This is a genomic window from Pseudaeromonas aegiceratis (genome assembly GCF_046254905.1).
Taxonomy (GTDB): domain Bacteria; phylum Pseudomonadota; class Gammaproteobacteria; order Enterobacterales; family Aeromonadaceae; genus Pseudaeromonas; species Pseudaeromonas aegiceratis.
Window position 1 is genome coordinate 1,122,349 of sequence record NZ_CP158016.1, and the last position, 20,872, is coordinate 1,143,220.

Below are 20,872 nucleotides of genomic sequence, written 5' to 3' on the forward strand. Positions count from 1 at the left end.
CCATGTTTGTATTATTGAAACCGGGAATCACCATCCCGTTCATGCGCTTTGCCAAGCCGGCTACCGTGCTCTCACTGTTGCTGGTGGCGCTGTCCATCTTCTCCCTGGCCACCAAGGGCCTGAACTGGGGCCTGGACTTCACCGGCGGTACCGTGGTGGAGGTCAAGTTCAGCCAGGAGGCTCAGCTGCCGGCCATGCGGGAAGCCTTGAACCAGGTGCAACTGGAAGGCGCCGTGGTGCAGCATTTCGGCTCCAACCGGGATGTCTTGATCCGCATGGCCCCCAAGGGGGAGGTGAGTCAGCAATCCATCGCCGATGGCGTACTGAAGGCGGCCAAGCAACTGGATGGCCAGGCGCAGCTGACCCGGGTCGAGTTTGTCGGTCCGGCGGTGGGGCAGGAGCTGGCGGAGCAGGGGATGCTGGCCATCTTCGCCGCGCTGGCCTGTATCCTGATCTATGTGGCGTTTCGCTTCGAATGGCGGATGGCCACCGGCGCCGTGATGTCACTGGGTCACGACGTCATCGTTACTCTGGGGATCTTCTCCTGGTGGCAGCTGGAGTTTGATCTGACGGTGCTGGCGGCGGTACTCACCGTGGTGGGTTACTCCCTGAACGACACCATAGTGGTGTTCGACCGGGTGCGGGAAGATGCCCGCAAGCTGCGCAACATGACCATGGCGGCGACCCTGGACGTGGCCATGACCGAGACCCTGGGGCGGACCCTGATCACCTCAGGCACCACCTTGTTTGTGGTCATCGCCCTGTTTGTCCAGGGTGGGCCGCTGATCCATGGATTTGCCACCGCCTTGCTGATCGGGATCGGCTTTGGTACCTACTCCTCCATCTATGTGGCCAGTGCCTGGGCGCTGTTCCTCAAGATGGACAGGGAGAACCTGATGCCGGTAGAAGTGGAAAAAGAAGGGGCGGATCTGGAGCCCTGAACAAGAGCGCCGTGAGGCGCTCTTTTTTTATCTGTCATGCAATTGTCAAGTGGAAAACTTTACTGGCCAGCGGCTTTTATCTACCGGGCCGAGCATGACAAAGCCCACGACGGCACTTAACATAGCAGACTCAGACCAGCGGGTTTTTCGGAGCCATCTTTGCACTTTAGGGATCTGTCCTGGGCGGCTATGAACGCCCTGTTCGTCATCACACTGGCCGGCTGCAGCAGCCAGGCCAACCTCACTCCAGCACCGGCGCCGACTTCCGGCACCGAGGTGGTGCTGGCGACGCCGTTACAGGTTTCCTACCAGAGTGAACTGGCCTTGGCCCGCCTGGGACAGCTGCTTTCCAGCAGCGACTTGAACAACGAGCAGCGCGCCGAGCTGTTTTACGAACGGGGTGTGGTGTTCGATCGGGTGGGGCTGCGCACCATGGCGCGCATCGATTTCACCCGCGCCCTGCGGGAGCGGCCGGACTTTGCCGAAGCCTACAACTTCATCGGCGTCTACCTGACCGAGCAGCAGAGCTTCGACGAGGCCTACGATGCCTTCGACTCCGCCCTGGAGCTGATGCCTGACTATGACTATGCCTACCTCAACCGCGGCATCGCCCTCTACTACGGTGGGCGCAGCAAGCTGGCGGTGAAGGATCTGGCGGAGTTCTACCGCCACAAGCCTGAAGACCCCTACCGGGTGCTCTGGCTCTATCTGGCTGAGAGCCAGCTGGACCCCAAGATGGCCTTCCAGGAGCTGCAGCGCCGTTATAACCAGCGGCACAGCGAGGAGTGGGGCTGGCATATCGTCGCCGTGTTTGCCGGCCAGCAGGGCATCAATCAGTTCTTGCAGACGGTGGAGCAGGCGTCGCGTGACAATCGCGAGTTGGCCGAGCGCCTGTGCGAGGCCTACTTCTACTTCGCCAAGCTGGCCCAGCTGCAGGGGGATGACGACAAGGCGGTGAACTACTTCAAGCTCTCCCTGGCCAGCAATGTCTACGACTTCATCGAGCACCGCTACGCTCTGCTGGAGCTGCAACTGCTGGCTCCCCAAGGGGATGATGCCGCGCTGGATGATGCCGGCTAGATCGATGACCCGCCGCAATCCATGAAAAAGGCCCCGTCAGGGGCCTTTTTGTTGGCTAGTCCACCAGGCTCATGCCGGCGATGCGGCGCCAGTAGCCGTTGCAGTCCTGGTTGGCCTGCAAGGGGTGCGGCGCCTGACCGGCTTCGTTGGCCCGAAAACGCGTCAGCCATGCCAGGGTGTCCGGCTGCGGGCTGAGGCGGACCACATCCACCAGGCCGGCCATCTCCGGCAGCTGGTTCACCAGGTTGTAGCAGTGGCCTGACTGGGTCTGAATGCCGTTCAACACGAAGACCTGTTCCCCTTCCTGGCTCTGGGTCGCCATGCCCAGGGGATAATCCAGACAGGCCTTCTGGCACTTGTCCTTGGGCCTGTCCACCGCCCGGGCGGTGAAGCAGCGGGCGGAGTAGGCCAGGGGCAGGTGGCCGTAGGCGAAGACCTCCACCTCAAAGCGCTCCCGCAGGCCGCGGGCCTGGCATTCGTCCAGCAGATCGGCCAGCCACTGGCGGGAGAGTTCCACCGGCATGACCCAGCGTTGCATGCCGCGATCCAGCAGCAGGCGAATGACCTCGGCGTTGTAGCAGTTGATGGCCGGGCCACAGGTGAAGGGCAGCTTACGTTCCGCCAGCAGCTGCACCGTGCCCAGATCGTTGGCTTCGATGCTGAAGTCGCCGTTGTCCAGCCAGCCGGCCAGCTCGTTGAGCTCGGAGGGCGCCTGGATCAGCGCCAGGGTGGAGAGCACCACCTCCTTGCCGGCCTGACGCAGGGCCTGGGCCAGCTCAAGCCAGTCGCCCAGCTTGAGCTCCCGGCGCTTGCTGCAGACCGTCTCCCCCAGGTAGATGATGTCTGCCGCGCTGTGGCGGGCGGCGTCGTAAAAGGCCAGCGTGTCGGCCTTGTTCCAGAAATAGAGCAGGGGCCCCAAGGCATACTTCATCTGTGACTCCTTACTGCCATTGTCTGTGGTAGGCGCCGAGGGTGGTCTGGCTGCCTTCGGAGACGGCCGCCAGTTGGGCATCCCATTGTGGGGCGACCCGATAGTTGGCGGGATCCTGGCGATAGCGGTCGATGGCGGCCCGCCACACCCGGGTGACCTGCTCCACATAGGCCGGGCTGCGCTGGCGCCCCTCGATTTTCACCGAGCAGACGCCGATCTCGAACAGCTCCGGCAACAGGGCCAGGGTATTGAGGCTGGTGGGTTCCTCCAGGGTGTGGAAGGTGTGCTCGCCCACCCGATAGCGTCCCTTGCACAGGGTGGGGTAACCGGCGTTTTCCCCGGGACCATAGCGGTCGATCAGCACCTCGTTCAGGCGGGATTCCAGCCCGGACGGCGTTTCCGCCCAGCGCACGAAGCGCGCCGGCGAACAGGCGCCCACGGTATTGGGGCTCTCGCCAGTCAGGTAGGAGGAGAGATAGCAGCGCCCCTCGGCCATGATGCACAGGCTGCCAAAGGCGAAGACCTCCAGCGGCACCGGGCTCTCCTTGGCCAGCTGCCGCACCTGGTGGATGGACAGCACCCGGGGCAGCACCACCCGCTGGATATTGAAGGCCTGCTGATAGAAGCGGATGGCGGCGGCATTGGTGGCAGAGGCTTGCACTGACAGGTGCAGCTCCATCTCGGGGTAGCGCTGGCGGGCGTATTCCAGTACCGCCAGATCGGCGATGATGAGGGCGTCGGCCCCCAGATCCACCCCCTTGTCCACGGCGGCCTGCCAGCGGCGGGCCGCACCCGGGTGGGCGAAGGTGTTGACGGCGATGTGTAGCTTGCGACCGTGCTGGTGGACATACTCCACCCCGCGGGCCAGCTTCTTGTCATCAAAGTTCAGACCGGCGAAGTGCCGGGCATTGGTATCGTCCTTCAATCCGATATACACGGCATCGGCCCCCTGGTCGATGGCCGTCTTCAAGGCAGGCAGATTGCCTGCCGGACAGAGTAGTTCCATATCTGGCTCGTTACTGAGACTAACAACAGCGGGATTCTAGCCAGAGTGCCGGCCCGGGGTTTTGACCTGGTGCAGTATCGCAGCGGGGCAGTATAAAAAATTGATTTTCAACAGCATGGCCGGCGCCGGCTTGTGCTTAGATAGGCCGTTTTGACTCAAAGAGGAGCCTGCTGTGCTGTTAGCCGTCAAACGCATGTTGGTAAAACATGCCCCGGATCTGCTGCGTCCCCCCTTGTCCCTACTGCCCTTTGCCCTGCAGCAGCGGCTGTTGACCCTGGCGCTGACCAAGGTGTGTGCCGATGCACTGGCCGATGGGGATTTCGACTTTCTGGAGGGCAAGTACCTCAAGGTGACGGTGACGGATCTGGCCCTGGGCTGCATCATCACCCTGGTGGACGGCCGCCTGCAGGTGTTGGCGTCGGCTCCGCAGCAGGATGTGAGCTTCAGCGGTGGCCTCAACGATCTCATTCTCATCGCCGGGCGCAAGGAAGATCCCGACAGCCTGTTTTTCCAGCGCCGCCTCAAGATCGAAGGGGATACCGAACTGGGCTTGGAGGTGAAGAACCTGCTGGACAGCCTGGATCTGAGCCAGCTGCCCGCCCTGCTGCGGCGGGGGCTGGGGGATCTTGCGGGCTTTATTCAGTCGGCGGCCGAGGTTGCGCCAGACGGCCAAACGGCTCTGGTGCCGCGCTAAGGCTCAGGCAAACGGCAGGCGGCAGCGGCGGTGGCGGGCGCGTAGGTAGAGGCTCATCAGCCCCCAGGCCCCCAGGGTCAACGCCAGCAGCTGCCACCACTGTTGCTGCGGCAGGCGCCACAACAGCAGGGCCAGCACGCCATAGACGAAGGGTTTGAACTCGTACAGGCTATCGGGCAGGAACAGCATCTTGTTGGGATAGATGGTGATGTCGGTACGGCGTTGGGTGGAGCGCATGATCCAGATGAGGGCGGCGGCCAGATACAGCAGCGCCCCCGCCAGCAAGACCAGCGGCGAGCGGGCCTGCAGCAGCAACACCAGGCCCCCTATCAGGTAAACCTTGGGTAAGGACTCGTACACAGAGGCAGGCAGCATGGTGGCACTCCTTTTCCGAGGTCGTCACCCCTAGCATAGCGTCCGCCAGTAAAGATGTACAAAAAATATCCATATGCATAGAGCGGCATGAAAGTGGGGCAAAGACCGACGGCTGTGGTAGGATTTGCCCCGGATTTTCAGACAGGGTTCCGCGTCATGCTCGACAATCTGCGCATCGTTCTGGTGAACACCTCCCATCCCGGCAACATAGGCTCCGCCGCCCGGGCCATGAAGACCATGGGCATCAGCCAACTGGTGCTGGTGGACCCTCAGGAGCCGGTGGACGGTCGCGCCACCGCCATGGCCGCGGGGGCCGTGGATATCCTGGCCAATGTGAAGACGGTGGCGAGCCTGGCGGAGGCCATCGCCGACTGTCCGCTGGTGATCGGCACCAGTGCCCGCTCTCGGACCCTGCAGTGGCCCATGCTGGCGCCCCGTGAGGCGGCGGCCAAGCTGTTTGCCGAAGGGCAGGGGGGCCAGGTGGCCCTGGTGTTTGGCCGGGAGCGTACCGGCCTGACCAACGAGGAGCTGCAGCAGTGTCAGTTCCACGTCTGTATCCCGGCCAATCCGGAATACAGCTCCCTGAACCTGGCCATGGCGGTGCAGACCCTCTGCTACGAGGTGCGGCAGGCCTGGCTGGCCGGCCAGACGTCTGAGCCGAACCCGAGCGACGAGGATGGGGTGGCTTATCCCTCCCAGGCCGAGCTGGAGGGCTTCTATCACCATCTGGAGCGGACCCTGACCCAGGTGGGCTTTTTGCGGGAAGATCACCCGGGACAGGTGATGAACAAGCTGCGCCGCCTGTACAACCGGGCTCGCCCCGACAGCGTCGAGCTCAACATACTGCGCGGCATTCTCACCGCCGCCCAACGGGCCAGCGGCCACGAGAAAAATAGTTGAGTAAACGCAGGGGTTAAATACTTGACTGAAATAGTCGGTCATGGAATAGTGATCACAAGTTTAACAAACGGGTGACCATCGCCATGAGACTGACTTCCAAAGGACGTTACGCCGTCACTGCCATGCTGGATGTGGCCCTGCACACCGAGCTGGGCCCCGTGCCCCTGGCCGATATTTCCGAACGGCAGGGCATCTCCCTCTCCTACCTGGAGCAGCTGTTCTCCCGCCTGCGCAAGCAAGGGCTGGTGTCCAGCGTGCGTGGCCCCGGCGGTGGCTATCGTCTGGGTATGGCGGCCAGCGACATCTCCGTCGGCCAGGTGATTGCCGCCGTCAACGAATCGGTGGATGCCACCCGCTGTCATGGTCAACATGGCTGCCAGGGGGGAGTACAATGCCTGACGCACTCCCTGTGGCGGGATCTGAGCGATCGGATCAGCAACTTTCTTGACGACATCACCCTGGCCGAGCTGGTGGCCCAGGCCGAGGTCAAGCAGGTGGCGCAACAGCAGGACAAACACAGCCACAAGGCCAACCTGGTCAGCATGCCGCTGGATCGCCTGGCACGCTGAGCAAGCCGACCTTGCCAGCCCAAAAAACGCAGAATTTGGAGTAGACCATGAAGCTGCCGATTTATCTGGATTATTCAGCCACCTGCCCGGTGGATCCCCGGGTGGCAGAGAAGATGATGCAATGCCTGACCCTGGACGGCACCTTTGGCAATCCGGCGTCACGCTCCCACCGTTTCGGCTGGCAGGCCGAAGAGGCGGTGGATGAGGCCCGCAACCACGTGGCCGATCTGATTGGTGCCGATCCCCGGGAGATCGTCTTCACCTCCGGTGCCACCGAGTCGGACAACCTGGCCATCAAGGGCATAGCTCACTTCTACGAGAAGCAGGGCAAGCACATCATCACCAGCAAGACCGAACACAAGGCGGTGCTGGACCCTTGCCGTTATCTGGAGGGGCAGGGTTTCGAAGTGACTTATCTGGAGCCCCAAGCCGATGGCCTCATCAGCCTGCAGCAGGTCGAGGCGGCGCTGCGCCCCGATACCATACTGCTGAGCCTGATGCACGTGAACAACGAGATCGGGGTGGTGCAGGACATTGCCGCCATCGGTGAGCTGTGCCGGGCCAAGAAGGTGTTCTTCCACGTGGATGCCGCCCAGAGCGCCGGCAAGCTGCCCATCGACGTTGAGGCCATGAAGGTGGATCTCATGTCCCTGTCGGCCCACAAGATTTACGGTCCCAAGGGCATAGGTGCCCTGTACGTGCGCCGCAAGCCGCGGGTGCGCCTGGAAGCCCAGATGCACGGCGGCGGTCACGAGCGCGGCATGCGCTCCGGCACCCTGCCCACCCACCAGATCGTCGGCATGGGCGAGGCGTTCCGCCTGGCCAAGCTGGAGATGGCCGAGGAGTCCGCCCGCCTGCTGGCTCTGCGGCAGCGGTTGTGGAACGGCATCAAGAACATCGAAGAGGTCTATGTCAACGGCTCCCTGGACCAGCGGGTGCCGGGCAACCTCAACGTCAGCTTCAACTATGTGGAAGGCGAGTCTCTGATGATGGCGCTCAAGGACCTGGCGGTCTCTTCCGGTTCCGCCTGTACCTCCGCCAGCCTGGAGCCGTCCTATGTCCTGCGCGCCCTGGGGCTCAACGACGAGCTGGCCCACAGCTCCATCCGCTTCAGCCTGGGCCGCTTCACCACCGAAGAAGAGATTGATTACGCCGTCGCACTGATCAATGAGTCCATTGACCGGCTGCGGGAGATGTCACCCCTGTGGGACATGTACAAGGACGGTATCGACCTGAGCAAGGTCGAGTGGGTTCATCATTAAGCGGCGTACAGCATTGGTAGGAGATGTGACATGTCATACAGTCAAAAAGTAATCGATCACTATGAGCATCCGCGCAACGTCGGCTCCTTCAGCAAGGACGACCCGGATGTGGCCACCGGCATGGTGGGGGCGCCGGCCTGCGGCGACGTGATGAAGTTGCAGATCAAGGTCAACGACGACGGCGTCATCGAGGATGCCAAGTTCAAGACCTACGGCTGTGGTTCCGCCATCGCCTCCAGTTCCCTGGTGACCGAGTGGGTCAAGGGCAAGACCCTGGACGAGGCGGCGGCCATCAAGAACACCGCCATCGCCGAAGAGCTGGCGCTGCCGCCGGTGAAGATCCACTGCTCCATCCTGGCGGAGGATGCCATCAAGGCCGCCATCGCCGACTATAAGCAGAAGAAAGGTCTGGAATAAGAAGGAAGCAAGCGATGGCCATCACCCTGACCGAAGCGGCGGCAAACCGCGTGAGAACCTTCCTGGCCAACCGGGGCAAGGGCCTCGGTGTCCGGCTGGGCATCAAGACCTCCGGCTGTTCCGGCATGGCCTATGTGCTGGAGTTTGTCGACGAAAGCGGCGCTGACGATCAAATTTTCGAGCAGCACGGCGTCAAGGTGGTGGTAGACAGCAAGAGCCTGCTTTATCTTGACGGCACCGAGTTGGACTTCGTCAAGGAAGGGCTCAACGAGGGCTTCAAATTCCATAATCCCAACGTCAAGGACGAGTGCGGATGCGGTGAGAGCTTCACCGTCTAGGCCCGTCAGGCCGGCTCCCGAGCCGGCCGCTTGTTTTTTGTGCTGGAGCGCCGGGTGAACTACTTCGACATCTTCCATCTTCCCATCGCCTTCGAACTGGACGCGGCCGAGCTGGCTAGTCGCTACCGTCAGCTGCAGCAGCAGTACCATCCGGACAAGTTTGCCGCCGCCAGCGAGGCGGATCGCAGCCGGGCCCTGCAGTGGGCCGCCGAGATCAATGCCGCCTTCCATACTCTCAAGGAGCCCGTGGCCCGTGGCGAGTACCTGCTGAGTCTGCAGGGGCTGGAGATCCGCGGCGAACAGCAGACCCTGCAGGATCTGGACTTTCTCGAGCAGCAGTGGGCCTGGCGCGAGGCGCTGGAGGAACTGCCGCAAGCCGATGATCCCATGCAGGCCGCCGCCGATCTGGCCGCCGAGCTGAGCCAGGCCCAGGGCCAGATGCTGGCGTCCCTGAGCCAGACATTGGCCTCCGGCCGCTGGCCCGAGGCGGCGGACTGGGTGCGCAAACTCAAATTTATGGCCAAGCTGCAGCTGGAGCTGGAGCGGCTGGAAGACTCATTGTTGGACGATTGACAGATGGCGTTATTACACATTGCAGAGCCCGGCCAGAGTGCGGCCCCCCACCAGCAGAAGTGGGCGGTGGGCATCGATCTGGGCACCACCAACTCCCTGGTGGCCGTGGTGCGCAGCGGTCAGGCCGAGGCCCTGGCGGATGCGGACGGTGAGGTGATACTGCCCTCCGTGGTGCGCTATGGCCAGGACGGCATCCTGGTGGGTCGCCAGGCGAAGCAGCAGGCGGCCCAGGATCCCCTCAACACCCTCTCCTCCATCAAGCGGCTGATGGGCAAGTCCCTGGCCGACGTGGACGGCGCCCGGTTGCCCTATCGGCTGGCCGAAGGGGCGGGCGGTCTGGTGCAGTTAGAAACCGCGGCCGGTGCCGTCAACCCGGTGCAGGTCTCCGCCGAGATCCTGAAAAGCCTGGCCCAGCGCGCCGAGCAGAGTCTGGGTGCCAGCCTGGATGGGGTGGTGGTGACGGTACCGGCGTATTTTAACGACGGTCAGCGCCAGGCCACCAAGGATGCCGCCCGCCTGGCGGGCCTGCATGTGCTGCGCCTGCTGAACGAACCCACCGCCGCCGCCGTGGCCTACGGGCTGGACTCCGGGCAGGAGGGGCTCATCGCCGTCTATGATCTGGGGGGCGGCACCTTCGATATCTCCATCCTGCGGTTGCACCGTGGTGTGTTTGAGGTGCTGGCCACCGGCGGCGACTCCGCCCTGGGCGGCGATGACTTCGACCATGCCCTGGCCGACTGGCTGCTGGCCCAGCTGAAGCTGGATCGGGCCCTGACGCCCCAGGAGCAGCGTCAGCTGCTGGACTTGGCCTGTGAGGCCAAGGAGCGGCTCACCGCCCAGGACAGCCTGACCCTCTCCTTCCTCGGTTGGCAGGGGGAACTGAGCCGCAGCCAGTTCGATGCACTGATCCAGCCCCTGGTGAAGAAGACCCTGCTGGCCTGCCGCCGGGCCCTCAAGGATGCCGGCGTCACCGCCGACGAGGTGCTGGAGGTGGTGATGGTGGGAGGCTCCACCCGGGTGCCCCTGGTGCGGGAGCAGGTGGCCGTCTACTTTGGCAAGCCGCCCCTCACCAGTATCGATCCGGACAAGGTGGTGGCCCTGGGCGCCGCCATCCAGGCGGATGTGCTGGTGGGCAACAAGCCCGACAACCAGATGCTGCTGCTGGATGTGATCCCCCTGTCCCTGGGCCTGGAGACCATGGGGGGGCTCACCGAGAAGATCATCCCCCGCAACACCACCCTGCCGGTGGCCCGGGCTCAGGAGTTCACCACCTTCAAGGATGGTCAGACCGCCATGGCCATCCACGTGGTGCAGGGCGAGCGGGAGCTGGTGGCCGATTGCCGTTCCCTGGCGCGCTTCGTGCTGCGGGACATACCGCCCATGGCGGCCGGTGCGGCCCATATCCGGGTGACCTTCCAGGTGGATGCCGACGGCCTGCTGTCGGTGACCGCCATGGAGACCAGCACCCAGGCCCAGGCCCATATCGAGATCAAACCCTCCTATGGCCTGCAGGAGAGCCAGATCGCCGACATGCTGCGGGCCTCCATCGCCAACGCCGAGTCGGACGTCAAGGCCCGCATGCTGGTGGAACAGCAGGTGGAGGCCGACCGGGTGCTGGAGAGCGTCAGCCAGGCGCTGCAGGCCGATGGCGAGCGGCTGCTGGACCGGGCCGATCGCGCCGTCATCGAGACCGCCCTGGCCCAGCTGCGTCAGCAGCGCCAAGGCCAGGATGTGGACGCCATCGTGGCGGCCATTACCGAGGTGGATCACGCCACCGCCGAATTTGCCGCCCGTCGCATGGATGACTCCATCCGTCGCGCGCTGCAGGGACAACAAATCGACAAGGTGTAATATGCCGAAAATCATTGTATTGCCCCATGAAACCCTCTGCCCGGAGGGCGCCGTACTGGAGGCCCAGAGCGGAGAGACCATACTGGATGTGGCATTGCGCAATCACATCGAGATTGAACATGCCTGTGAGAAGTCCTGTGCCTGTACCACCTGTCACTGCATCGTCCGGGAAGGGTTCGATTCGCTTGAGCCCAGTGATGAGCTGGAGGATGATATGCTGGACAAGGCCTGGGGGCTGGAGCCGCAATCCCGGCTGAGCTGTCAGGCCAAGGTGGCGGATGAGGATCTGGTGGTTGAGATCCCCAAATACACCATCAACCTGGCCTCCGAGCGTCACTGACGCCTTGGGCCGGTTGGCAAGGAGGTCACATGTCCCTCAAGTGGATAGACAGCCTGGAGATCGCCCTGGCCCTGGCCGAGCGATTTCCCCAACAGGATCCCCGTCAGGTTCGCTTCACGGATCTGCATCAGTGGATCTGTGAACTGCCGGAATTTGACGACGATCCGGCCCACTCCAGTGAGGCCATTTTGGAAGCCATCATCCTGGCCTGGCTCGGCGAGCTGGACGAGGAATAGCGTTAACAGGCCACCCACGGGTGGCCTGGTCTGTTTTTGTCTTGTTGCATCATAAGGATCCCTTTGCATGTCTGCTGTCATGAAGATTCTGTTGTCCCAACAGCCTGCCGATCCCCAATGGGGTGAGCAGGCCCTGCTGAGTTTTGTCTCCACCGGCGCCCTGATCCATCTGGGGGCCGATCAGGGCGAGTGGCTGCGCCAGATCCAGCGCGCCGGCCGCCGCCTGGATGGTCAGGGGATCAAGCAGGTGTGCCTGTCCGGGGAGGGGTGGGATCTGGAGCACCGCTATGCCTTCTACCAGGGCTTCTACAATCCCCGGGGCAAGCAGAGCCTCTACCTGGGGGAGATGCCGGTGGCCGAGCAGGCCCAGCTGGATGCCTTGCTGGAGTGTACCCGCTGGGTGCGGGAGATCACCAACGGCACCCCGGAAGACATCTATCCCCAGAGCCTGACCGAGCAGGCTGCCGAATTTATTCGTCGCCAGGCCCCCGAGGCGGTCTCGACACGTTTTGTGGTGGGTGAGGAGCTGCGGGAGCTGGGCATGGTGGGCCTCTATGGCGTCGGTCGCGGCAGCGAGCGCCCGCCTGTGCTGCTGGAGCTGGACTACAACCCCAGCGGGGATGACAGCACGCCTGTGCTGGCTTGTCTGGTGGGCAAGGGCATCACCTTCGACTCCGGCGGCTACAGCCTCAAACCCTCCGACGGCATGCTGCCCATGAAGTCCGACATGGGCGGTGCGGCCATGGTGAGTGGCGCCCTGGCCTTGGCCATCCGCCAGGGGCTCAAGGCGCGCATCAAGCTGTTCCTGTGCTGTGCCGAGAACCTGGTGAGCGGCCACGCCTTCAAGCTGGGGGACATACTCACCTATCGCAATGGCGTGACCGTGGAGGTGCAGAACACGGATGCCGAGGGGCGTCTGGTGCTGGCCGACGGGCTGCTCAGTGCCAGCGACACCGGCTGTCGCTACCTGCTGGATGCCGCCACCCTGACCGGCGCCGCCAAGGTGGCCCTGGGCCGGGATTATCACGGCGTGTTCAGCCTCAAGGAGGCGGACTCCTATGGCTTGTGCCAACTGGCCCGTAGCCAGCAGGAGCAGTGCTGGCCGCTGCCGCTGGCGCCCTGGCATCTGCCCATGCTCAGCTCCTCGTTTGCCGAGATGGGGAATGTCGCCGGCGCCGAAGGGACGCCGGGGGCCACCACGGCGGCGGCCTTCCTGTCCCGCTTCGTCGGCAGCGGCGTGACCCAGTGGCTGCACCTGGACCTGTCTGCGTCTTATCAGAAGAACGCCAACGATCTGTGGGCCCCCGGTGGCAAGGGCCATGGCGTGCGTACCATAGCCGCCTGGCTGCAGCAGGTGGCGAAATCCTGAGCGGTTGTGAATGGGGTGGGGCAGGGCAGTGAGAGTTAGTTAAAAGATTTAACAAAAACGCCTGTTTGGCGGTGTCAGACGGGCGTGCATCCGTATAATCGGAAGCACGCCCTTGTTTTGACGGCGCTTAAGGAGTCCATGTCCATGACCATTGAACGTACCTTTTCCATCATCAAACCCGACGCAGTGGGGCGCAATCTCGTCGGCGATATTTATCATCGTTTCGAAAATGCCGGTCTGCAGATCATCGCCGCCAAGATGCTGCATCTGAGTCGTGAACAGGCCGAGGGGTTTTACGCCGAACACCAGGGCAAGCCGTTTTATGATCCCCTGATCAAGTTCATGACCTCAGGGCCCATCATGGTTCAGGTGCTCGAAGGCGAGGATGCCATCCGTCGTCACCGGGAGGTGATCGGTGCCACGGATCCCCTCAAGGCGCAGGCGGGTACCATTCGGGCTGATTATGCCAGCTCGGTACAGCAAAACGCCGTGCACGGCTCCGACAGCACCACCTCGGCGGAGCGAGAAATTGCCTATTTTTTCACCGGCGAAGAGATCTGTCCCCGTACCCGCTAAGTCAGTGATGCAGCAGTAAAAAGCCACAGCACAGCCCACAGGGGAGCCCAGGCTCCCCTGTTGTTTTACCGGCCTCCAGCGGCCTGGCTCCCTAGCATAGCTGAAACAATATTTGTACAATGCCGCCCCCAAAGCTGGTAGTTCATCACAGAGGCCCCCATGAGCGAGTCAAAAATCAATCTGCTGGATCTGGATCGCAAGGCGATGCGCGCCTTCTTCACCGACATCGGTGAGAAGCCGTTTCGTGCCGATCAGGTCATGAAGTGGCTCTATCACTTCGGCTGTGATGACTTTGCCGCCATGACCGACATCAACAAGACCCTGCGGGAGAAGCTGCAGCAGCGTTGCGAGATCCGGGCGCCGGAGATCAGCCGCGAGCAGCGCTCCTCTGATGGCACCATCAAGTGGGCCATGCTGGTGGGGGATCAGGAGGTGGAGACCGTCTACATCCCCGAGGAGGACAGAGCCACCCTGTGCGTCTCCTCCCAGGTGGGCTGTGCCCTGGAGTGCAAGTTCTGCTCCACCGCCCAGCAGGGTTTTAACCGCAACCTCAAGGTCTCCGAGATCATCGGCCAGGTGTGGCGGGCCGCCAAGGTGCTGGGCTTCTCCAAGGAGACCGGCAAGCGACCCATCACCAACGTGGTGATGATGGGCATGGGCGAGCCCTTGCTCAACCTGGCCAACGTGGTGCCGGCCATGGAGCTGATGATGGATGACTTCGGTTTCGGCCTGTCCAAGCGGCGGGTGACCATCTCCACCTCCGGTGTGGTGCCGGCCCTGGACAAGCTGGGGGACATGATCGACGTGGCCCTGGCCATCTCGCTGCATGCCCCCAACGACGCCCTGCGTTCCGAGATCATGCCCATCAACGACAAGTACAACATCGATGACTTCCTGTCGGCGGTGCGGCGCTATCTGGATAAGTCCAATGCCAACCAGGGGCGGGTGACGGTGGAGTACGTGCTGCTGGATCACATCAACGACGACATGCAGCATGCCCATGAGCTGGCCAAGACCCTGAAGGACACCCCCAGCAAGATCAACCTGATCCCCTTCAATCCCTTCCCGGGCAATCCCTACGGCAAGCCCAGCAACAGCCGGATCGACCGTTTCGCCAAGGTACTGATGGAGTACGGCTTTACCGTGATTGTGCGAAAAACCCGCGGGGACGATATCGATGCCGCCTGTGGCCAACTGGTAGGTGACGTGATCGACAGAACCAAGCGAACCATGAAAAAACGGATGCAAGACGAGGGTATTTCGGTCAAAATGCTTTGAAATCCAGTCCGTTATTGCTCAAAAGCATGAAAACTAACACCTTGTTGGCTTGGGCAGTGTTGGCGCTGCTGCCCGGCTGTGTGACCGAAACCACCTATATCGGCAACAATAGCACCCGTTCTGCCCAGTCTATCAATAACGTGGCCGCCGCCAAGACCCGGGTCGAGCTGGCGGTGGGCTACATGAAGAAGGGGGACATGAGTCAGGCCAAGTTCAATCTGGACAAGGCCCTGAAGATGGATCCCCATAATGCCGATGCCTATCTGACCCTGGCATACTATTACCAGAAGGTCGGCGATCTCAAGGCCGCAGACGAGACCTACCGTAAACTCCTCTCCCTGCACAGCGCCGATGCCAATGCCATGAACAACTACGGCGTCTTCCTGTGCAAGCAAAAACGCTACGACGACGCCGAGCGCCAGTTCCTCAAGGCGGTGAAACAGCCGGATTACGTGGACATGGACGACACCTTCGAAAATGCCGGTTATTGTGCCAAACAGGCCGGCCAGAAGGAGAAGGCATTGCAGTATTTCGACCAGGCGGTACGCTACAACCCCCGCAAGGGTCACTCCTGGCTGGCCAAGGCGGGTCTGGAGCTGGATACTAACCAGCGGGAAGCCGCCGGGGTGTCGCTTAGCCGTTATGCCCAGCTTGGTCTGCCCGAGACGGCAGAAAGTTTGTGGCTGCGCTTGCGTCTGGCGCAGGAGCTGGGAGAATTGGCCCAATTGCATAAGTTCGGCGGCGAGCTGGTGCGTCGCTTTCCGGACTCCGCCCAAGCAAAAAGATACATAAATAATGACTACTGAATCCCACACCGTTCCGGCATCCGACGCTCAGGATGCCCGTCCCAGCCCTGGTTTGATGTTGCGTACCGCCCGTGAGCAGCGTCAGCTGTCTCAGGCTGAGGTGGCCGCCCGTCTCAACCTGCGGGTTTCGCTTATCCGGGATCTGGAGCTGGACCGCTTCGATCAGAAGACCGCCAGCACCTTTACCCGCGGCTACATCAAGTCCTACGCCAAGCTGCTGGGGATCCCGGACGAGCCGATCGTGGCCGCCTACGAGGCCATGGCCGAGCAGACGCCGGAATATGGTCACCAGATGCACAGCTTCTCCCGGCGCACCAGTCGCGAAGCCAGCGAGAACCGTCTGCGCTATGCCTCCTGGCTGGCGTTTATCGTCCTGGCGGTGGGCATGTTCGCCTGGTGGTGGCATCAGCCGGCGGAAACCCCCAAGACCAGCAACCTGGATGACACCATGCGGATGCTGGACAGTTCCACCGAATCCCTGGCCCCGACGGCCTCGGCCAGCCTGCCGGTTGCCAGCGCCGCCCCGGCGGCCGAGCCGGTCAGTGCCGCCCAGGCCGCAGTGAGTGCTGCCGTGTCTGCCGCGCCCGCCGCCTTGCCGACCGCCCCCGTGGCGGCGCCCACCAGCGCCACCGTTGCGCCGGCCAAGGCGGCCGCCCCTGTGACGGTTGCCGAGACCGCTGGGACGGCCCCTGGGGACGGTCAACTGGCGTTGACCTTCAAGGCCGATTGCTGGCTGCGCATCACGGATGCTTCCGGCAAGGTGCTGCTGGAGGGGCTGAAGAAGGCCGGGGCTCAGCAGACGCTCTCCGGCAAGGCACCCTACCGGCTGGTGGTGGGCGCGCCTCAGTCCCTGAGTCTGAGCTTTGCCGGCGAGCCGGTAGACATGAGCAAATTCAAGAACGGCCAGGTGGCCCGTTTTACCCTGCCAAGCAAGAGTTGATTGTATGAGTGACGTGGTATCCCCAATCAAACGCCGGATCAGCAAGCAGATCATGGTGGGCAAGGTGGCCGTCGGGGGGGATGCCCCCATCTCGGTGCAGAGCATGACCAACACCCGGACCACGGACGTGGCGGCCACCGTGGCCCAGATCCAGGCCATCGCCCGGGCCGGCGCCGACATAGTGCGGGTCTCGGTACCCACCATGGACGCGGCCGAGGCCTTCGCCCAGATCCGTCAGCAGGTGAGCCTGCCCCTGGTGGCGGACATTCACTTCGATTACCGCATCGCCCTCCAGGTGGCCGAGTACGGTGCCGACTGCCTGCGGATCAACCCGGGCAACATCGGCTCCGAAGAGCGCATCCGCGCCGTGGTGGATTGTGCCCGGGACAAGAACATCCCCATCCGCATCGGCGTCAACGGTGGCTCCCTGGAACGGGAGCTGATGGACAAGTACGGCGAACCGACCCCTGAGGCGCTGGTGGAGTCCGCCCTGCGCCACGTGGAGATCCTCGACCGGCTCAACTTCGACCAGTTCAAGGTGAGCGTCAAGGCGTCGGATGTGTTCCTGGCGGTGGAAGCCTATCGCCAGTTGGCGCGCCAGATTGAACAGCCCTTGCACCTGGGCATCACCGAAGCCGGCGGTTTTCGTGCCGGGGCGGTCAAGTCCGCCATCGGGCTGGGCATGCTGCTGGCCGAGGGCATAGGCGACACCCTGCGCATCTCCCTGGCCGCCGATCCGGTGGAGGAGGTGAAGGTGGGCTTCGATATCCTCAAGTCCCTGCGCATCCGCTCCCGCGGCATCAACTTCATCGCCTGTCCCTCCTGCTCCCGGCAGGAGTTCGATGTCATCGGCACCGTCAACGCCCTGGAGCAGCGGCTCGAAGACATAGTCACCCCCATGGATGTCTCCATCATCGGCTGTGTGGTCAATGGCCCGGGCGAGGCCCTGGTCTCCAACCTTGGATTGGCCGGCGCCAACAAGAAGAGCGCCCTGTACGAGGATGGCCAGCGGGTGGACCGTCTGGACAACCTGGATCTGGTGGATGCCCTCGAGGCCCGGATCCGCGCCAAGGTGGCCCGACTGGACCAAGACAATCGCATCGATGTGACGCCCACCGAATGACGGTGTCCCATTCCCTCCCGGGCGTTTTACCTCGGGGGGGAAACTCCCTATAATGCGGACACTTTTTCTCCCTGGTTTTAACTGCATTCGAGTACCAACGTGGCCAAACAGATCCAAGCTATTCGCGGCATGAACGACTGCCTGCCGGAGCAGACTCCGGTCTGGCAACTGGTTGAATCCTCCCTGCGCAACCTGATGGCCTCTTATGGCTACAGCGAGATGCGCATGCCCATCGTCGAGATGACCCACCTGTTCAAGCGGGCCATCGGCGAGGTGACCGACGTGGTCGAGAAGGAGATGTACACCTTCGACGACCGCAACGGCGACAGCCTGACCCTGCGTCCCGAGGGCACCGCCGGTTGCGTGCGGGCCTGCATCGAGCATGGCCTGGTCTACAACCAGGAACGCCGCGTCTGGTATATCGGCCCCATGTTCCGTCACGAGCGTCCCCAGAAGGGCCGTTATCGTCAGTTCCATCAGTTCGGGGTGGAGGTGTTTGGCCTGAACGGTCCGGACATCGACGCCGAACTCATACTGCTCACCGCCCGCCTGTGGCGTCAGCTGGGCATCAGCGAACACCTGACCCTGCAGCTCAACACCCTGGGTTCCAGTGACGAGCGGGCGGCCTATCGCACCGCCCTGGTGGCCTTCTTGGAGCAGCACAAGGAGAAGCTGGACGAGGATTGCCAACGCCGCATGTACACCAACCCGCTGCGGGTGCTGGACACCAAGGATGCCGGCATCCAGGCGCTGCTGGTGGATGCGCCGCGGCTGGCGGATTTCTTCGGCGAACAGAGCCGTGCGCACTTTGCCGGCCTGCGCCAGCTGCTGGAAGCCGCGGGCATCGCCTACGAGGTGAACGAGCGCCTGGTGCGTGGTCTGGATTACTACAACTACACCGTCTTCGAGTGGGTGACCCAGAGCCTGGGGGCCCAGGGCACCGTCTGTGGCGGCGGCCGTTACGATGGCCTGGTGGAACAGCTGGGTGGCCAGGCCACCCCGGCGGTGGGTTTTGCCATGGGGCTGGAGCGCCTGGTGCTGCTGCTGGAGACCCTGGAGAAGACCCGGGATGCCAAGGCACCGGTGGCCGTCTACCTGTGCACCATGGGCGAGGGGTTGACCGCCGCCGGCTTTGCCCTGGCGGAGCAGCTGCGGGAGGCCTTGCCGGCCCTGCGGCTGATGACCCATTGCGGCGGTGGCAATTTCAAGAAACAGTTGAAGCGGGCCGACAAGGTGGGTGCCGAATTGGCGCTCATCCTCGGTGAAGAGGAGGTGGCCCAGGGCGTGGTCACCGTCAAGGATCTCAAGCAGGGTGAGCAACAGACCCTCAAGGTAGCCGAGCTGATCCAGCTGCTGGCAGGCAAAGGAGCATAATCTTGGAAATCTACAACTCAGAAGAACAACAGGTCGAGGCCATCAAGGAGTGGTGGGCGGAGAACGGCAAGTCCATCATCGCCGGCACAGTGCTGGGCCTGCTGGGCCTGTTCGGCTGGCGCTACTACAACGATTATCGTCAGGGTCAGCAGGAAGCCGCCTCTGCCGAGTATGCCCAACTGATGGAAAAGATGCAGGCCGGTGGCGAGTCCGCCATCAAGGCCGGTGAAGCCTTCGTGGCTGCCCATAAGGACACCTACGGGGATCTGGCCGCGCTGCAACTGGCCTCTGCCGCCATTGCGCAAAACCAGCTGCCGCTGGCGGTGGAGCAGCTCAAGCGGGTGGCTACCGCCAGCGACAATGCCGAACTCAAGCCCCTGGCCACCCTGCGGTTGGCCCGGGTGCTGGGGGCGCAGGGCGATTATGCCGCGGCCCTCAATCTGCTGGATGAACTGAAGGAAGCCTCCTACGCCGGCCTGGTGGCCGAGGTGCGTGGCGATCTCTTCTTGATGCAGGGCGAAAAGGATCAAGCCCGTACTGCCTATCAGGCCGCCCTGGCGGCAGCCGGCATCAACGGCAACCCTGCCGTGGCTGCCAAGCTGGATGACCTGGCAAATGCCGAGGACAGTGCCGATGCCAAGCCCCAAGCATAAGCCCCTGTTGCGCTGGAGCCTGCCCCTGCTGGCGACCCTGAGCCTGGCCGGCTGCTCCCTGTTCGGCGGCGAGGAAGACGTGGTGGTGATGGATCCTGTGCCCCAGGTGCAGGCTCAATTCTCCGCCAAGACCCTGTGGAAGCACTCCGTGGGGGATGGGGTGGGCAAGTACTACTCCCAGCTGGCGCCGGTGATCGCCGATGATCGTCTGTTTGCCGCCGCCCGGGATGGCCAGGTGGTGGCACTGGACAAGCATGACGGCAAGCTGCTGTGGAAGCAGGACTTGTCGGATCTGCCCATCAACGACAATCGCCGCAGCCCGCGGCTGGCCGGTGGTCTCACCGCCAGCTATGAGCACCTGTTTGTCGGTTCCGAGAACGGCGTGCTCTATTGCCTGTCCCAGGAGACCGGCGAGCTGTTGTGGCAGAGCGAAGTGGCGGGCGAAATCCTGGCCGCGCCGGCGGTGGACGACGGCAAGGTGGTGGTGAATACCTCCGCCGGCAAGCTGTTTGCCCTGGATGCCGATGATGGTCACCTGCTCTGGTCGGCTAGCGACGATCTGCCCAAGCTGACGCTGCGGGGCGTCTCCCGGCCGGTGATCACCTCCGGCGGTGTGCTGTACGGGCGGGCGGATGGTCGTCTGAACGTGCTGCTGCTGGAAAACGGCCAGCTGGCCCACATCGCCAAGGTGGCTAACCCCACCGGCTCCACCGAGCTGGCGCGCATGGTGGATGTGGATGCCGCTCCCCTGGTCATCGGCAATGAGCTGTTTGCCATCGCCTATAATGGTGAGCTGGTGGCCCAGAAGCTGATCAGTGGGGATGAGCTGTGGAAGCGGCGCTACGCCTCCTACCAGGATCTGGCCTTTGGCCTCATCGATCTGCTGCTCACCGACAGCAAGGGCCACGTTTACTCCGTCGATCGTACCAATGGGCGCGAGCGCTGGACCAACGGCCAGCTCTCCTACCGCAATGTCACCGCCCCCGTGGTGTTTGGTGACTACGTGCTGGTGGGGGATGGCGAAGGCTACCTCTACTGGCTGAGTGACGATGATGGCCAGATAGTGGCGATGCAGAAATACGACAGCGATGGCCTCTATGTGCCGCCGCTGGTGGATGGGGATACCGTCTACCTGCAGACCCGCAGTGGCGATCTGGTGGCCCTGCAGCATCCCTAACCGCAGGCCAACGTGCTGTTTTTTGGCTCCTGATCCCTGGATCAGGAGCCTTTGTATTTGATA

General features: G+C 63.0%; 24 protein-coding genes. 21 read left to right on the forward strand and 3 right to left on the reverse strand.

Annotated elements, in window-relative coordinates:
* Positions 1-2: 2 nt before the first annotated feature.
* Complete coding sequence (gene secF, locus ABHF91_RS05350; RefSeq protein WP_409422437.1) at positions 3-941, forward strand: protein translocase subunit SecF; 939 nt, start codon at positions 3-5, stop codon at positions 939-941.
* Between the two features lie 189 nt (positions 942-1,130).
* Positions 1,131-2,021 carry a lipoprotein NlpI gene (nlpI, locus tag ABHF91_RS05355; protein WP_409422438.1) on the forward strand — a complete coding sequence of 297 codons (891 nt, stop codon included), beginning with the start codon at positions 1,131-1,133 and terminating at the stop codon, positions 2,019-2,021.
* 55 nt (positions 2,022-2,076) lie between these two features.
* Here the strand turns inward: nlpI and ABHF91_RS05360 are convergent, their stop codons facing one another.
* A complete protein-coding gene (locus tag ABHF91_RS05360; protein WP_409422439.1) occupies positions 2,077-2,952 on the reverse strand; it encodes a U32 family peptidase in 876 nt (291 codons plus the stop codon).
* 10 nt (positions 2,953-2,962) lie between these two features.
* Positions 2,963-3,958 carry a peptidase U32 family protein gene (locus ABHF91_RS05365; RefSeq protein ID WP_409422440.1) on the reverse strand — a complete coding sequence of 332 codons (996 nt, stop codon included), beginning with the start codon at positions 3,956-3,958 and terminating at the stop codon, positions 2,963-2,965.
* Positions 3,959-4,151: 193 nt separating this feature from the next.
* Between ABHF91_RS05365 and ABHF91_RS05370 the strand changes: the two genes are divergently transcribed.
* Positions 4,152-4,652 (forward strand): SCP2 domain-containing protein, encoded by a 501-nt coding sequence (locus ABHF91_RS05370; protein ID WP_409423082.1) that lies wholly within the window; start codon positions 4,152-4,154, stop codon positions 4,650-4,652.
* 3 nt (positions 4,653-4,655) lie between these two features.
* Here the strand turns inward: ABHF91_RS05370 and ABHF91_RS05375 are convergent, their stop codons facing one another.
* Positions 4,656-5,027 carry a hypothetical protein gene (locus tag ABHF91_RS05375; RefSeq protein ID WP_409422441.1) on the reverse strand — a complete coding sequence of 124 codons (372 nt, stop codon included), beginning with the start codon at positions 5,025-5,027 and terminating at the stop codon, positions 4,656-4,658.
* Positions 5,028-5,183: 156 nt separating this feature from the next.
* Here ABHF91_RS05375 and trmJ point away from each other — a divergent pair, with 156 nt between their 5' ends.
* The 18 genes from trmJ to bamB all read left to right on the forward strand — a co-directional run bounded on the left by trmJ (position 5,184) and on the right by bamB (position 20,809).
* Positions 5,184-5,927 carry a tRNA (cytosine(32)/uridine(32)-2'-O)-methyltransferase TrmJ gene (gene trmJ / locus ABHF91_RS05380; RefSeq protein WP_409422442.1) on the forward strand — a complete coding sequence of 248 codons (744 nt, stop codon included), beginning with the start codon at positions 5,184-5,186 and terminating at the stop codon, positions 5,925-5,927.
* An 83-nt stretch (positions 5,928-6,010) separates the two neighbouring features.
* Positions 6,011-6,496: a Fe-S cluster assembly transcriptional regulator IscR gene (gene iscR, locus ABHF91_RS05385; RefSeq protein WP_409422443.1), complete on the forward strand. Its 486-nt coding sequence runs from the start codon at positions 6,011-6,013 to the stop codon at positions 6,494-6,496.
* 47 nt (positions 6,497-6,543) lie between these two features.
* Entirely contained in the window at positions 6,544-7,758 is a 1,215-nt protein-coding gene (locus ABHF91_RS05390; protein ID WP_409422444.1) for an IscS subfamily cysteine desulfurase, read from the forward strand.
* Positions 7,759-7,788: 30 nt separating this feature from the next.
* Entirely contained in the window at positions 7,789-8,175 is a 387-nt protein-coding gene (iscU, locus tag ABHF91_RS05395) for a Fe-S cluster assembly scaffold IscU (protein WP_409422445.1), read from the forward strand.
* Between the two features lie 14 nt (positions 8,176-8,189).
* Entirely contained in the window at positions 8,190-8,513 is a 324-nt protein-coding gene (iscA, locus tag ABHF91_RS05400) for an iron-sulfur cluster assembly protein IscA (protein ID WP_409422446.1), read from the forward strand.
* A 54-nt stretch (positions 8,514-8,567) separates the two neighbouring features.
* Positions 8,568-9,086, forward strand: coding sequence for a co-chaperone HscB (gene hscB / locus ABHF91_RS05405; RefSeq protein WP_409423083.1), 519 nt, complete (start codon positions 8,568-8,570; stop codon positions 9,084-9,086).
* A 3-nt stretch (positions 9,087-9,089) separates the two neighbouring features.
* A complete protein-coding gene (hscA, locus tag ABHF91_RS05410) occupies positions 9,090-10,937 on the forward strand; it encodes a Fe-S protein assembly chaperone HscA (protein ID WP_409422447.1) in 1,848 nt (615 codons plus the stop codon).
* A gap of 1 nt (position 10,938) precedes the next feature.
* A complete protein-coding gene (gene fdx / locus ABHF91_RS05415) occupies positions 10,939-11,277 on the forward strand; it encodes an ISC system 2Fe-2S type ferredoxin (protein WP_345011546.1) in 339 nt (112 codons plus the stop codon).
* A 29-nt stretch (positions 11,278-11,306) separates the two neighbouring features.
* A complete protein-coding gene (iscX, locus tag ABHF91_RS05420; protein ID WP_409422448.1) occupies positions 11,307-11,513 on the forward strand; it encodes a Fe-S cluster assembly protein IscX in 207 nt (68 codons plus the stop codon).
* Positions 11,514-11,580: 67 nt separating this feature from the next.
* Entirely contained in the window at positions 11,581-12,882 is a 1,302-nt protein-coding gene (gene pepB, locus ABHF91_RS05425) for an aminopeptidase PepB (RefSeq protein WP_409422449.1), read from the forward strand.
* Between the two features lie 144 nt (positions 12,883-13,026).
* Positions 13,027-13,458 (forward strand): nucleoside-diphosphate kinase, encoded by a 432-nt coding sequence (ndk, locus tag ABHF91_RS05430; protein ID WP_409422450.1) that lies wholly within the window; start codon positions 13,027-13,029, stop codon positions 13,456-13,458.
* 159 nt (positions 13,459-13,617) lie between these two features.
* Entirely contained in the window at positions 13,618-14,736 is a 1,119-nt protein-coding gene (locus tag ABHF91_RS05435; protein ID WP_409422451.1) for a bifunctional tRNA (adenosine(37)-C2)-methyltransferase TrmG/ribosomal RNA large subunit methyltransferase RlmN, read from the forward strand.
* Positions 14,737-14,762: 26 nt separating this feature from the next.
* The gene (gene pilW, locus ABHF91_RS05440; protein WP_409422452.1) at positions 14,763-15,542 is read left to right on the forward strand and encodes a type IV pilus biogenesis/stability protein PilW; all 780 of its coding nucleotides are present in this window, start codon (positions 14,763-14,765) and stop codon (positions 15,540-15,542) included.
* Entirely contained in the window at positions 15,532-16,482 is a 951-nt protein-coding gene (locus ABHF91_RS05445) for a RodZ domain-containing protein (RefSeq protein ID WP_409422453.1), read from the forward strand. Before pilW ends, ABHF91_RS05445 begins: the two co-directional genes overlap by 11 nt.
* A 4-nt stretch (positions 16,483-16,486) precedes the next feature.
* Entirely contained in the window at positions 16,487-17,605 is a 1,119-nt protein-coding gene (ispG, locus tag ABHF91_RS05450) for a flavodoxin-dependent (E)-4-hydroxy-3-methylbut-2-enyl-diphosphate synthase (protein ID WP_409422454.1), read from the forward strand.
* Between the two features lie 99 nt (positions 17,606-17,704).
* Entirely contained in the window at positions 17,705-18,979 is a 1,275-nt protein-coding gene (gene hisS, locus ABHF91_RS05455; RefSeq protein ID WP_409422455.1) for a histidine--tRNA ligase, read from the forward strand.
* Between the two features lie 2 nt (positions 18,980-18,981).
* Positions 18,982-19,632 (forward strand): YfgM family protein, encoded by a 651-nt coding sequence (locus ABHF91_RS05460; protein WP_409422456.1) that lies wholly within the window; start codon positions 18,982-18,984, stop codon positions 19,630-19,632.
* Entirely contained in the window at positions 19,613-20,809 is a 1,197-nt protein-coding gene (gene bamB, locus ABHF91_RS05465) for an outer membrane protein assembly factor BamB (protein WP_409422457.1), read from the forward strand. Before ABHF91_RS05460 ends, bamB begins: the two co-directional genes overlap by 20 nt.
* The last annotated feature ends 63 nt before the right edge of the window (positions 20,810-20,872 follow it).